The sequence below is a fragment of the Paracoccus sp. (in: a-proteobacteria) genome (assembly GCF_030536915.1).
GTDB lineage: Bacteria > Pseudomonadota > Alphaproteobacteria > Rhodobacterales > Rhodobacteraceae > Paracoccus.
Window position 1 is genome coordinate 1 of record NZ_JAUNPC010000077.1, and the last position, 12850, is coordinate 12850.

Here is a 12850-nt window from a genome sequence, read left to right on the forward strand (position 1 = left end):
GCCGGATGACGGGTCAGCGGCGGTCGAGGTCGGTGTCGCGATCCACCACCTGGCCGCGCTCGTCCTCGATCTCGACCTCGGTCTTGCGGACGGTGTCGCGAACGGTCTCGGTGTGGGATTCGACGTCCTTGTTCAGGCCGATCTCCTCGACGACGCGGGCTTCCTTCTGGACGACCGCCGATTCGGCATATTCGCGGGCCTCGAGGCTGCGTTCCTGGAAGTCGGCGCTGTCGGCGGGGCGATCCACCGGGCGGCGTTCGACATGGACACGCTCGCTGCGAAGCTCGACGTCCTGTTCGACCGGCGTCTCGACCACGTAAGAGCGCACGCGCACGCGGCCGCCCTCGGTCTGGCGCTTGCCGACAGTCACCCGCTCTTCCACGACGTCGATCTTGCCCTCGGCGTTCAGGTCGGCATCCATGGCGGCGCTGCGCTCGCCGGCATAGCCTGCCGCCGCGGCCTCTCCGCCGGCATAGCCGGTCCAGCCCTCGGTCCGCCATTCGGCTTCGCGCGCGTCCAAATCCACCGCGCCCTCATCGTCCAGGATGTTCAGCGCGGTTTCATACTGGTGATCGGGGATGTTGCGCACCGTGACCAGATAGCCGCCCCGGTTCAGGCCCTCGGCATAGGCGTAGCGGTCCTCCTCGGGGAAGAAGAAGTCGCCGATCGATTCGAAGAAGCCGCGGTCGGTGCGGGCCTCGGCCGAATACTGCTGGCTGCCGTAGCCTTCGTTTTCCTGCCCCGTCAGCACCACATCGGCGATGCCGGCAGCTTTCAGCGCGGAAACGGCGCGGTCAGCATCGGCGCTGCTGTCGAACATCGCCGACAAGCTGCGCATCGAACCGGCGTTCACGGATTCCATAGCCATTTTCACGTCCTCACAAGGTTTACAGATCGTGGTCGGGAAGTCCGCCCTGCCCCGTCACGGGGCCGGAAGCGGCCGCCTCGGGGTCCAGCGGCTCGACCACGGCGCGCTGGCGGCGAAGTGTCACCGGAACATCGACCGTCTCGGTCGAGCGGGTCCGGCGAATATGGATTTCTTCAACAAGGAACAGCCTGGTGACGACGACCGCCCGTTCCTCGACAACGGGGATGATGGTGACATCGCCATCCTCGCGGATATCGGGAAAGTTTTCGATCTCGCGGCCGACGGGCTGGCGCGTGACCTCGACGCGCTCAGCCTCCAGCGCGACCGGGTGGATCTCGGGCGCTTCCTCGGTCACGACGCGGACGCGGACGCCGCCGGTCTCGTGCCGTTTCACCGAAATGCGGGCTTGCTCTTCGACGACGGTCAGGACATCATCAGAAGCAAGGCGGCCCTTGGCCATCGCCTCGCGTTCCCGAAGGTTCGCGGGGTCAGGGATATTTTCGTCGCGGTCTTGGCGTGACGTCATCGGGGGCGCGATCCTCGTTCGGGTCAGTTGCTTGACGCGGCGATCCGTTGATCGCGGTCCCCCCCAGAACGTGATCGCAGGGCATCCGGTTTCGGAAATAAACAAACGTTGACGTGATAAGGGCAGGGCTTGACTTTTTGTGTCACCCGTTCCTGCCTGCAAGCGCATTCTCCAGCAGCCTCAAGCTCTGCGCGGCGCGTTCAGATTTCAACGCCACGAAGCCGTCCAGCGCCGGGTTGATCCGCACGGCTTCGTCCAGCCGGGGATCGGTGCCGGCCGCATAAAGCCCGGCCTTTATCATCAGTTCGGATTCCGCATAAAGCCCCAGCGCCGCCCGCGCCCGCCCGATCAGCGCATTCTCGGCCACGCTGGCCGCGTGTGGCAGGGACCGGGACACGGATCGCAGCACGTCCACCGCCGGAAACCGCCCGCGTTCGGCGATGGCGCGGTCTAGCACCACATGGCCGTCCAGCACGCCGCGCAGGATGTCGGCCACCGGCTCCTCCATGTCGGACCCCGCCACCAGCACGCTGAAGATCGCGGTGATGTCGCCCGCCCCTTCCGGCCCCGGACCCGAGCGTTCCGCCAGCGCCATGATCATCTGCGAGGTCGAGGGCGGAAAGCCCCGGTGGCTCGGCGCCTCGCCCGAAGCGAGGGCGATCTCGCGGTGCGCCTCGGCGAAGCGCGTGATCGAATCGGCCAGGAACAGGACGTGGCGCCCCTGATCGCGGAAATGTTCTGCCACAGTCATCGCCGCCCAGGCGCAGCGCCGCCGCATCAGCGGCGACTGGTCCGAGGTGGCGGCCACCACCACCGCACGCGCCATCCCCTCGGGGCCGAGCGTGGTTTCCACGAATTCGCGCAACTCGCGCCCCCGTTCGCCCACCATGGCGATCACCACGATATCCGCCGTCACGCCTTTGGCCAGCGCCGACAGCAGCGTCGATTTCCCCACGCCCGAGCCGGCGAACAGCCCGATCCGCTGCCCTTTCACGATCGGCAGCAGCGTGTCGAAGACGGCAAGGCCGGTGTCCAACCGCTCGCCCAGGCGGCGGCGCGAGGCGGCCGGCGGGGGCGGGCTGCGGAAGCGGCGATCCTCGTGCCCCGTCCGCAGCGGGCGGCCGTCGAGCGGGCGGCCCAAGGGATCGACGATGCGCCCGATCCAAGCGTCGCAGGGCGCCAGCACGGGGCGGAACAGCAGTTCCACGGGCGCCCCGATGGACAGCCCGTCGGTCGCGCCTTCGGGCAGGATCATCGCGGCCTGCGGGTCCAGTGCGATCACCTCTCCGCTGAGGGTGCCGTCCAGCAGCACCACGCGGTCGCCCACCGAGGCGACGTGGTTCAGGCCCGCCGCCTCGACCACGCCCGCGCGGATCGCGGCAACGCGGCCGAAATGGCGGCTGACCCGCAGCCCGCGGATGCGCGCGGCAATCGCTTCGATCCGGTCCATGCCTGCTTTCTCCCCAAGCAAATTCTTCTCTGGAAACGGTTTCTAAACCTTCCGGGGTTAAGACCCGGTTTATCGCGGCTGAGGAGAACCCTTTTGTTTGCACGGATCGACACGATGCGGATGGCGCAGGCGCTGGGCCAGCACGCGGCGAATCGCCATCGGGTGACGGCGATGAACGTCGCCAATGCCGATACGCCGGGCTACCGCGCCCGCGACCTCAAGGCTTTCGACCCGGATAAGGGTCTTGGCATTGGCCTGCGGGCCACCCGGCCCGGCCATGTCGCGGCGGGCCAGTGGGGCAGCGGGCGGGGAACGGAGGTCGATGCGGAAGGCGAGCCCTCGCCCAACGGCAACACCGTCTCGCTGGAAGACGAAATGGTGCGGGCGGCCGATGCCAGCCGCCAGTTCAACCTGTCGCTGTCGGTGATGCAGTCGGGCATGACCATGCTGCGGACAGCCATCGGGCGGAGGGCGTGACCATGACCGAGCTTTCCGCCACCGCCATCGCCGCCTCTGGCCTGCGCGCCCAAGGGGTCCGGCTGCGCCACATCTCGGAAAACATCGCCAATGCCGACACCCCCGGCTACCGCCGCAAGCTCGTCAGCTTCGAGCCGGGCCGCGACTTCGGCCGCGACACCGGAGAGGTCCGCGCCAGCCGGATGCGGCATGACCGGGCCGATCTGCCGCAGGTCCATGACCCCGGCCACCCCCTGGCGAGCGAGGACGGCTATTACCTCGGCTCGAACGTGGACCTGGTGATCGAGGTCGCCGACGCGCGAGAGGCCAGCCGCAGCTACGAGGCCAATCTGAAGATGTTCGAGCAGGCGCGGCAGATGTCCTCGTCGCTTCTGGACCTGATCCGCCGCTGAAAGGGCACGCCATGATCTCGCTGACCACCGCCGCCCTGCAGACCGGCAGCCGCGTCGCCTCGGCCTATGCCGAGGCCCGCATGGCGGCTGCCCCCTCGCCCACCGGCGGCCCCGCGCCCGCCGTCAGCGCCGCCGCCCGCGACTTCGCCGCCGTGATGGAGCAGGCCGACACCGTGGCCGTCGGCGCCATGCAGGGCCGCAGCGACACCCATGCGCTGGTGCAGTCCATCGCCGAGGCGCAGGTCGCGCTGGAAACCGCAGTCGCCATCCGCGACAAGGTGGTCGAGGCATACCAGGAAATCCTGAGGATGCCGGTCTGATGGACGAGAACCTCATCTTCGACGTGACCCGTCAGGCCCTGTGGATCGCCGTCCGCATGTCGGCCCCGCTGCTGGCCGTGGCGCTGGTCACGGGCGTCGTCATCGGGCTTTTCCAGGCGCTGACCTCGGTGCAGGAGATGACGCTGACCTTCGTGCCCAAGGTCGGGCTGATGCTCGCCGTCTTCTGGGTCACGATGAGCTTCATGACCTCGACGCTGGCCGGTTTCTTCGCCGACCAGATCCTGCCCCTGGTCGCGGGGGGCTGAGGGATGGACAACGCGATCTACGCCGCGCTGACCCGCCAGTCCGGGCTGATGCGCGAGATGCGGGCGGTTGCCAACAACATGGCCAACGGCTCGACCACCGGCTTCCGGCGCGAGGGGGTGGTGTTTTCCGAGCACCTCACCGCGCTGGACGGGCGCGGCACGCTGTCGATGGCGAACGCGCATGGGCGCAAGGTCGACCTGTCGCCCGCGCCGCTGGCGCAGACCGGCGGCAAGCTCGACCTTGCGCTGGAACGCGAGGGCTTCTTCATGGTCCAGACCCCGCAGGGGAACCGCCTGACCCGCGCGGGTGCCTTCATGACCTCGGCCGAGGGCGAACTGGTCAACGCCGACGGCCACCGCGTCCTCGACGATGGCGAGGCGCCCATCGCCCTGCCCCCCGGCACCCGCCACATCGGCGTGGGGCCGGACGGGACGATCTCGGCAGACGGCCAGCCGGTCGGCCGCGTCGGCGTCTTCGCGCAGACCGACCCCGCCCGCCTGCGCCACGAGGGCGGCACGCTGTTCGTCGCCGAAGGGGCGGAACCCGCGCCCGAGGCCGTGGTGCGGCAGGGCTTCCTTGAGGAGTCCAACGTCAACCCGGTGCTGGAGATCGCCCGCATGATCGAGGTCCAGCGCGCCTACGAACTGGGCCAGTCCTTCCTTGACGGCGAGGACCAGCGCATCCGCGCCGCCATCGCCGCCACCACTCGCTGACCGCCAGAAAGGCCTTTCCGATGAGAGCATTGCAGATCGCCGCCACCGGCATGTCAGCCCAGCAGACGAGGGTCGAGGTCATCTCGCAGAACCTCGCGAACATGTCGACGACCGGCTACAACGCGCGGCGCGCCGAGTTCGCCGATCTCGCCTATCAGCAGGTGACGCGGCCCGGCACCATCGCGGCGGCGGACGGCACGATGGTGCCGGCGGGCGTGCAGATGGGTCTTGGCGTGCGGCCCACGGCGGTGACGCTGACGCTGGCGCAGGGGGCATTGTCGCAGACCGGCGGCGATCTGGACGTGGCGATCGACGGCTTGGGCTATCTTGAGGTCGCGATGCCCTCGGGCATGTCAGGCTATACCCGCGACGGTGCGCTGAAACGCTCGGCCGAGGGGCTGATCGTGACCTCGGACGGCTTCTCCGTCGCCCCCGGCATCACCATCCCGGTCGAGGCCCGCAGCGTCTCGATCAGCGGCTCGGGCGAGGTCTTCGCCTATTTCGACGATCAGGTCGAGCCGCAGAACCTTGGCCAGATCACCCTGGCGAGCTTTGTCAACGAAAAGGGGCTGGAGGCCACCGGTTCCAACCTGTTTCTGGAAACCCCCGCCTCGGGGGCGCCGCTGATCGGCGTGCCGGGGGAACAGGGCATCGGCACGCTGCGCCAAGGATACCTTGAGGAAAGCGCGGTCGATCCAGTGCGCGAGATTTCCGAACTCATCAAGGCGCAGCGGGGCTATGAGCTGAACTCCAAGGTCATCACGGCAGCCGACCAGATGCTGGGCGCCACGGTGCAGGTGCGCTGATGCGGGTCTTACTGTTCCTCGCCCTGCTGCTGCCGGGCGTTGCCGCCGCCGAAGGGCTGGTCGCCGCCCGCAACCTTCCCGCGGGCACGATCCTTGCACCCGATGATCTTGCGGTGGCCCCCACCGGCCGTCCGGGCCTGAACGCCCCCGAGGCCGTGGGCAAGCAGCTTCGCACCGCCGTCTACGAGGGCCGCGCGATCTCGGCAGGGCAGTTGACCGCGCCGACGCTGGTCAGCCGCAACCAGCTTGTCACCCTCGCCTATGAAAGCGCCGCCCTTCGCATCGAGATCGAGGGCCGCGCCCTGGGTGCGGGCGGCGAGGGCGACGTGATCCGGGTCATGAACCTTTCTTCGCGCGCCACGCTGATGGCCCGCATCAACGCCGACGGCACCCTGACCGTCGCCCAGCGCTGAAGGATTCGCGCATGAAGACGAAGCATATCCCCCTCGCGCTCTGCCTTCTCGCCGCCTCTGCCTGCGGGCGGGTGGCCGATGTGGGCAAGGTCCCCGAGATGAGTGCGCCCCACGCCACGCCGGAGTTCCAGGCCATGGCCGAGCCGGTGCTGCCCATGGGCCAGGTCCGCCCGGACAGCGGCGCATCGCTCTGGGCCGGGCAGCAGTTGTCGCTGGTGGGCGACCGCCGGGCCGGGGCGCGCGGCGACATCCTGACCGTGGTGATCGAGATCGACGACAAGGCCGAGATCCAGAACAGCTCGGGCCGCTCGCGCGCATCCTCCGAAAGCGTCGGCATCCCGCAGATGATGGGCATTCCCCAGCGCATCGACGAGCACCTGCCCGAAGGGGCGAGCATGGCGGAACTCGCCTCGGCCAAGGGGGCATCGACCTTCAAGGGCGCGGGCAACATCTCGCGCCGGGACAAGCTGACGCTGCGGGTGGCAGCGACCGTGATCGACAGGCTGCCGAACGGTGTGCTGCATATCCAGGGATCGCAGGAGGTGCGGGTGAACTACGAGGTGCGCGAACTGACGGTCTCGGGCTTCGTGCGACCGACCGACATCAGCCGCGACAACGAGGTAGCCTATGACCGCATCGCCGGGGCCCGGATCAGCTATGGCGGCCACGGCCAGATCAGCGACGTCCAGCAGCCCCGCTATGGCCAGCAACTGGCCGACATCGTCCTGCCCTACTGAGGCCGCCCATGCTGAAGAAGCTGTTGCCCGTGGTGCTGTCGGCGGTCGCCTTCCTGGGCGGCGCTGCAGGCGGCGAGATGCTGAAGCGCGGCGGGTCTGCCGAAACCGCCGCTTCCGTGGATGCCGGGGCGGCAGAGGGGGGTGGAACCTTGCCTGCCACGGCGGCGCAGGACGCCCATTCGCCGCGGCAGGATGCCGTAGCAGATGGGCACGGATCGCCCCCTGCCACCGGGCATGGGGAAAGTCCGGGCGCGCACGGAAAGGCCGAGGGAGAGTCCGGCACCGCCTGGTTCAAGTTCCCCCAGCAGTTCTTCGTGCCGGTCATCCACGATGGACGGCTGGACAGCACGATGATCCTCGCGCTTTCGGCCGAGATGCCGGCCGCGGCACGGGAAACGGTCTACGCCCACGAGATCAAGCTGCGGGATGCGCTGCTGCGCCAGTTGCTGATCCACGCCAATACCGGCGGCTTCGACGGCAACTTCACCACCGAGGTGCAGCTTCGCAAGCTGCGGGACATGCTGACCGAAACCGCCCGTGGCGTCCTGCCCGAGATCTCGGGCATCCTGATCGGCGACATCGCAAGGCAGGAAAGATGAACCATCGTCACAGCGACGCGAGTTGAACGCCTGATCGCAAGCAGCGCCTGAAGCTGGATTGCCCCCTGTCGCCCCTAGGCACGGCGACGGTCGGCGGCAGGGCGTTCCGCTGGCGCCCTGCCCCGCAAGGCGCTATGGGCGGCCCCATGGACAAGACGCTGCGGATCGCGATCCTGCTCGCCAGCTATCAGGGTGCGCGCCATATCGGCGCGCAGCTTGACAGCCTTGCGGCGCAGGACCATCGCGACTGGCGGCTGATCGTGTCGGATGACGGCTCGACCGACGAAACGCTCGATATCCTGCAAGACTTTGCGGCCCGGCATGCCGGCCGGGACATCTGCATCCTGCGCGGGCCGCGGCAAGGGGCTACACGGAACTTCCTGTCGATGATCGGGGCGGTCGAGCCGGGCGAGGCGCTCGCCTGGTGCGACCAGGACGATGTCTGGCTGCCCGGCCGGCTGTCGCTTGGCGTCGCCGCCCTTGCTGCAGCGAAGCGGCAGGCCGGGGCAGGCCGTGGCATCCTGCATGTCACCCGCACGGTCATCTGCGACGAGGATCTGCATCACCTGCGGCCGGCCCCGCTGTACCGCCGCCCCGCGTCATTCGCGAATGCGCTGGTGCAGGCCTGCACCCCTGGCAACACCATGCTGGTCGATCCCGCGGGCGTGGGTCTGCTGAAAGCCGCGCAACCGGGCGCGATGCAGGCGGGCGTGATCTCGCATGACTGGTGGAGCTACCAGGTGATCTCGGGCGCGGGCGGGCTGGTCATCCGCGACCCCGGGCAGACCGTGCTTTATCGCCAGCATCGCGGCAATGTCATGGGCCGGAACGACACGCCGCGCGCCGCGCTGGCCCGGCTGGGCCGGCTGGGTGCAGGAGATTACGGCGGCTGGCTGCGGCGCAACATAGCCGCGCTGCAGGCGGCGCGTGGGGTGCTGTCTGCTGAAAACGCAACGATGCTGGCCGGGTTCTCGGCTGCCATCGACGCTCCGGGGCCAGTGGCGGCGGCGCGGCTGGCGCGGCTCGGGGTGTATCGCCAGACCCGCGCCGGCACGGCGGCGCTGATGCTTGCGGCAGCGGCGGGGCGGCTGCGGTCGGGGGCGGGGACCGGACAGGGCGGTGGGCGATGACGCCGGCGGACAACCTGCGATCCCTGATCGTCTTCGGCTTCGATTCGGCCTGGACCGACCAGCCGAAGGCCCCCGGCGCGATCTGCGCCGTCGGATGCGACCGGGACGGAGACCTGACCTTTCATCCGCCGCGCCTGGTGTCCTTTGCCGAGGCGCGGGCCTTCATCACCAGCGCCCGGCGCGGCCATGATGTCGCGCTGGTCGCGCTGGATCAGCCGACCGTGGTGCCGAATGCGACCGGGATGCGGCCGGTGGATCGGCTCGCAGCGTCGGTCGTCAGCCATGTCGGCGGCGGCGTGCAGCCGGCGAATCGCGGCAAGGCGGGGATGTTCTGCGATCTGGCGCCGATCTGGGGGTTCCTTGCGGCTGTCGGTGCGGTCGAAAACCCTTTCCGGGCGCGCAGCGCCGCCGAGGGCCTGTTCCTGATCGAAGTCTTTCCGGCGCTCGCCCTGCCCGCGCTGGACGCGCGCTTCGCCGGCAGGCTCGCCGCGCCGAAATACAACCCGGCACGTTCCCGCAAGTTCAGGCTGGAACACTGGCAAGCCGTCGCCCGGAGCGTGAAAGACACCGCCCTGTCGCTGGAACTTCCCGCGCTTGCTCTGTGGGCCGAGGAGATGATGGCGCAGCAGAAGCCGCGCAAGGCCGATCAGGACCGGCTCGACGCCACGATCTGCGCCCTGATCGGGATCATCTGGAGGACCGGAGGACCGGGAACAGCGGCCATGCTGGGCGATCTGCGGCAGGGCTATATGGTGACGCCGATTTCGCCCGCAATCCGCCTGCGGCTTGAAGCTGCGGCGGCGCGAAGGGGTATTCCGTTCCATATCGCGGATTGAAGCTGACGAAGAGGGCACAAGCCCATCTCTGCCGAAACGTCCTCTTGTGCCCGTTCTTGGCCGTTTCCGAGCCGCAAGGACATGGTTCGCCTCGTTGCGGATCGAGCGATAAGGGCAAATTGCCCCCCACTGACTCCTTGCGTCATTCTACCCGTGGCAAAGGCTGACCCGCTCGCACGGGCACAGGACCATGAGGGGACTTCTTCTCGTCATCCGAAGCTGCTGGCGCAGGTCATCTCTCTGACCCGCACTGTTCTTGTCCGACCATCCTTTCGGCACGATCGCCGAAACACCCGCCCAAGCAGAAGGATCATGAGCCCCTCAGCGGAAACCGATGGAGGAGCGGCGGGTTCTCCCGCCCTCCCCGGCCCCGTCAGACCAGCCGCCCGTGGCAGTTTTTGAACCGCTCGCCCGAGCCGCAGGGGCAAGGGTCGTTGCGCGAGGGGTTGCCCCAGGTCGTCGGATCGTTCTCGACGAAGCCGGGCGCCTGTGCGGACGCTTCGCCCCCCTCGGCCTGCTCGTGCTGGGGACGCATCGCGGCGGCTTGGGCGGCCGCCTGCGCCTGGTACTGGCGCAGCATCTGTTCGCGTTCGGCATCGGTCAGCGGGCGGATGCGGGCGAGGTTCTGGGTCACGTCGCCACGCAACCCGTCCAGCAGGTTCTCGAACAACTGGAACCCCTCGGTCTTGTATTCCGACAAGGGATCGCGCTGGGCATAGCCGCGGAAGCCCACGACGGAGCGCAGGTGTTCCAGCGTCACCAGATGCTCGCGCCACTTGCCGTCGATCTGCTGCAGCAGCACCTGCTTTTCGATTTGGGCCATCTGGTCGGGGCCGAACTGCTCGGCCTTCTGGGCCATGTAGCCGTCGGTCGCCTCGCGGATACGCTCGGCGATGGTTCCGCGGTCCACGCCGTCCTCGGCCGCCCAGTCGGCAACGGGCAGGTCCATGTTCAGCCGTTCCACCACGGCGGTTTTCAGCCCGGCGGTGTCCCACTGCTCGGGATAGGCGCGTTCGGGCAGGAACTCGTCGATCAGGTCGTCGATGACCTGGTGGCGCATGTCGGCGGCGATGTCGCTGACATCCTCGGATTCCATGATCTCGCGGCGCTGCGAAAAGATCGCCTTGCGCTGGTCGTTCATCACGTCGTCGAACTTGAGCAACTGCTTGCGGATGTCGAAGTTGCGCCCCTCGACCTTGGCCTGCGCCCGTTCCAGCGACTTGTTCACCCAAGGGTGGACGATGGCCTCGCCTTCCTTCATCCCCAGCGTGGACAGCACCTTGTCCAGACGCTCGGACCCGAAGATCCGCATCAGGTCGTCCTCAAGCGACAGGAAGAACAGCGAGCGGCCGGGGTCGCCCTGACGGCCGGAACGGCCGCGAAGCTGGTTGTCGATGCGGCGGCTTTCGTGACGTTCCGTCGCCAGCACGAACAGCCCGCCCGCGTTCAGCACCGCCTGCTTGTCGGCGGCGTGCTCGGCCTCGATCTTCGCGCGCAATTCGTCGGGGTTCGCCTCGGGGTTGGCGGACAGCGCCTGCAGCACCTTCATTTCCACGTTGCCGCCAAGCTGGATGTCGGTGCCGCGCCCGGCCATGTTGGTGGCGATGGTGACGGCGCCGGGCTTGCCGGCCTCGGCCACGATATAGGCTTCCTGTTCGTGCTGGCGGGCGTTCAGGACGTTGTGGAGGATACCCTCGGCCTTCAGCATCTCGGACAGCATTTCCGATTTCTCGATCGAGGTCGTGCCGACCAGCAGCGGCTGGCCCTTGGCATGGGCTTCCTTGATGGCCTCGATCACGGCGGCGTATTTTTCGGTCGCGGTGCGATAAACGCGGTCGTGTTCATCGACGCGCTGGATCGGGCGGTTGGTCGGCACCTCGACCACGCCGAGCTTGTAGATTTCCGCGAACTCGTCGGCCTCGGTCGCGGCGGTGCCGGTCATGCCCGACAGCTTCTCGTAAAGGCGGAAATAGTTCTGGAAGGTCACACTGGCGAGGGTCACGTTCTCGGGCTGGATGTCCACGCCCTCCTTCGCCTCGATGGCCTGGTGCAGACCGTCGGACAGGCGGCGGCCGGCCATCATGCGGCCGGTGAACTCGTCGATCAGCACGATTTCGCCGTTGTTGACGACATAGTTCTGGTCGCGGCGGAACAGCTTGTGCGCCCGCAGCGCCTGGTTGGCGTGATGGACCACGGTAGTCGATTCGGGATCATACAGCGTCTGGTTCGGCGGCAGGACGCCCGCCTCTTGCAGCCGCTTTTCCAGGAACTCGTTGCCGTCCTCGGTGAAGGTGGCGTTCCGGGTCTTCTCGTCGATGGTGTAATGGTCCTCGGTCAGTTCCGGGACGAACTGGTCCAGCGTCCGGTAAAGCTCGCTGCGGTCCTGGCTGGGACCCGAGATGATCAGCGGCGTCCGCGCCTCGTCGATGAGGATCGAGTCCACCTCGTCCACGATGGCGAAGAAATGGCCGCGCTGGGTCATTTCCTCGATCGAGCCCTTCATGTTGTCGCGCAGGTAGTCGAAGCCCAGTTCGTTGTTCGTGGCATAGGTCACGTCGGCGCGATAGGCCTCGCGCTTTTCCGCGTCCTGCTGGAAGGGATAGACCACCCCCGTCTTCATCCCCAGCGCGGTGAAGACCTTGCCCATCCACTCGGCGTCGCGCTTGGCGAGGTAGTCGTTGACGGTGACGATATGGACGCCCCTGCCCGCCAGCGCGTTCAGATAGGCGGGGAAGGTGGCGACAAGGGTCTTGCCCTCGCCCGTCTTCATTTCGGCGATATTGCCCTGGTGCAGGAAGATGCCGCCCATCAGCTGGGTGTCGAAGGCGCGCAGGCCCAGCGCGCGGCGGGCGGCCTCGCGGCAGTTGGCGAAGGCTTCGGGCAGCAGCCGGTCAAGGTCCTCGCCCGATTGCGCGCGGCCCTGCAGCTCGCGTGTCTTGCCGATCAGGTCGGCGTCCGACATCGCCTGGAACTGCGGTTCCAGCGCATTGATCTGCTGGACGAGCGGCCGGATCGACTTGACCTTGCGGTCATTGGGAGAGCCGAAGATCGACTTGGCCAGATTTCCGATGCCGAGCATGGTGTCCTGTCAGGTTTGGCGCGGCGGGCGTGACCCCACTTGCCCCGACCGACGGCCTTGCCCTATCAGAAGGCCGGAAAATCGGCGGCGGGCGCGCATTTTCGGTTGCGCCGGATGTAGGCCCCGCCCGCCCCACTGTCAACGCCGACGCCCCGGCTGGCCAAGCCGCAAGGCGATCCATCTCGTGAAGGATGCCCCTGCCATGCTGAAATCGCTTCCGGCCCTGATGGCCGCAGC

At 67.9% G+C, this 12850-nt stretch carries 15 protein-coding genes; 11 read left to right on the forward strand and 4 right to left on the reverse strand.

Annotation, left to right across the window (positions count from 1 at the left end; genetic code table 11):
* Positions 1-13: 13 nt before the first annotated feature.
* The 3 genes from Q4F04_RS12040 to Q4F04_RS12050 form a co-directional block, all read right to left on the reverse strand.
* Positions 14-868 carry a YsnF/AvaK domain-containing protein gene (locus Q4F04_RS12040; RefSeq protein ID WP_303370066.1) on the reverse strand — a complete coding sequence of 285 codons (855 nt, stop codon included), beginning with the start codon at positions 866-868 and terminating at the stop codon, positions 14-16.
* Between the two features lie 19 nt (positions 869-887).
* Positions 888-1394, reverse strand: coding sequence for a YsnF/AvaK domain-containing protein (locus Q4F04_RS12045; protein WP_303370067.1), 507 nt, complete (start codon positions 1392-1394; stop codon positions 888-890).
* A gap of 142 nt (positions 1395-1536) precedes the next feature.
* Positions 1537-2844 carry a FliI/YscN family ATPase gene (locus tag Q4F04_RS12050; RefSeq protein WP_303370068.1) on the reverse strand — a complete coding sequence of 436 codons (1308 nt, stop codon included), beginning with the start codon at positions 2842-2844 and terminating at the stop codon, positions 1537-1539.
* Between the two features lie 93 nt (positions 2845-2937).
* Between Q4F04_RS12050 and Q4F04_RS12055 the strand changes: the two genes are divergently transcribed.
* The 11 genes from Q4F04_RS12055 (at position 2938) to Q4F04_RS12105 (ending at position 9534) form a co-directional block, all read left to right on the forward strand.
* Positions 2938-3321, forward strand: a complete 384-nt coding sequence (locus Q4F04_RS12055; RefSeq protein WP_303370069.1) for a FlgB family protein — start codon at positions 2938-2940, stop codon at positions 3319-3321.
* A gap of 2 nt (positions 3322-3323) precedes the next feature.
* The gene (gene flgC / locus Q4F04_RS12060) at positions 3324-3713 is read left to right on the forward strand and encodes a flagellar basal body rod protein FlgC (RefSeq protein WP_303370070.1); all 390 of its coding nucleotides are present in this window, start codon (positions 3324-3326) and stop codon (positions 3711-3713) included.
* Positions 3714-3724: 11 nt separating this feature from the next.
* Entirely contained in the window at positions 3725-4033 is a 309-nt protein-coding gene (locus Q4F04_RS12065; RefSeq protein ID WP_303370071.1) for a flagellar hook-basal body complex protein FliE, read from the forward strand.
* Positions 4033-4299: a flagellar biosynthetic protein FliQ gene (locus tag Q4F04_RS12070; protein ID WP_182791303.1), complete on the forward strand. Its 267-nt coding sequence runs from the start codon at positions 4033-4035 to the stop codon at positions 4297-4299. Before Q4F04_RS12065 ends, Q4F04_RS12070 begins: the two co-directional genes overlap by 1 nt.
* A gap of 3 nt (positions 4300-4302) precedes the next feature.
* Positions 4303-5013 (forward strand): flagellar hook-basal body complex protein, encoded by a 711-nt coding sequence (locus tag Q4F04_RS12075; protein WP_303370072.1) that lies wholly within the window; start codon positions 4303-4305, stop codon positions 5011-5013.
* Positions 5014-5033: 20 nt separating this feature from the next.
* On the forward strand, positions 5034-5819 hold the full coding sequence (gene flgG / locus Q4F04_RS12080) for a flagellar basal-body rod protein FlgG (protein ID WP_303370073.1): 786 nt from the start codon (positions 5034-5036) through the stop codon (positions 5817-5819).
* Positions 5819-6232, forward strand: a complete 414-nt coding sequence (flgA, locus tag Q4F04_RS12085; protein ID WP_303370074.1) for a flagellar basal body P-ring formation chaperone FlgA — start codon at positions 5819-5821, stop codon at positions 6230-6232. Before flgG ends, flgA begins: the two co-directional genes overlap by 1 nt.
* A gap of 11 nt (positions 6233-6243) precedes the next feature.
* A complete protein-coding gene (flgH, locus tag Q4F04_RS12090; RefSeq protein WP_303370075.1) occupies positions 6244-6969 on the forward strand; it encodes a flagellar basal body L-ring protein FlgH in 726 nt (241 codons plus the stop codon).
* An 8-nt stretch (positions 6970-6977) separates the two neighbouring features.
* Positions 6978-7568 carry a hypothetical protein gene (locus Q4F04_RS12095; RefSeq protein WP_303370076.1) on the forward strand — a complete coding sequence of 197 codons (591 nt, stop codon included), beginning with the start codon at positions 6978-6980 and terminating at the stop codon, positions 7566-7568.
* Positions 7569-7714: 146 nt separating this feature from the next.
* Positions 7715-8698 (forward strand): glycosyltransferase, encoded by a 984-nt coding sequence (locus tag Q4F04_RS12100; protein ID WP_303370077.1) that lies wholly within the window; start codon positions 7715-7717, stop codon positions 8696-8698.
* Positions 8695-9534, forward strand: coding sequence for a DUF429 domain-containing protein (locus tag Q4F04_RS12105; RefSeq protein ID WP_303370078.1), 840 nt, complete (start codon positions 8695-8697; stop codon positions 9532-9534). Before Q4F04_RS12100 ends, Q4F04_RS12105 begins: the two co-directional genes overlap by 4 nt.
* 373 nt (positions 9535-9907) lie before the next feature.
* Here the strand turns inward: Q4F04_RS12105 and secA are convergent, their stop codons facing one another.
* Positions 9908-12613, reverse strand: coding sequence for a preprotein translocase subunit SecA (secA, locus tag Q4F04_RS12110; protein ID WP_303370079.1), 2706 nt, complete (start codon positions 12611-12613; stop codon positions 9908-9910).
* Positions 12614-12850: the final 237 nt, after the last annotated feature.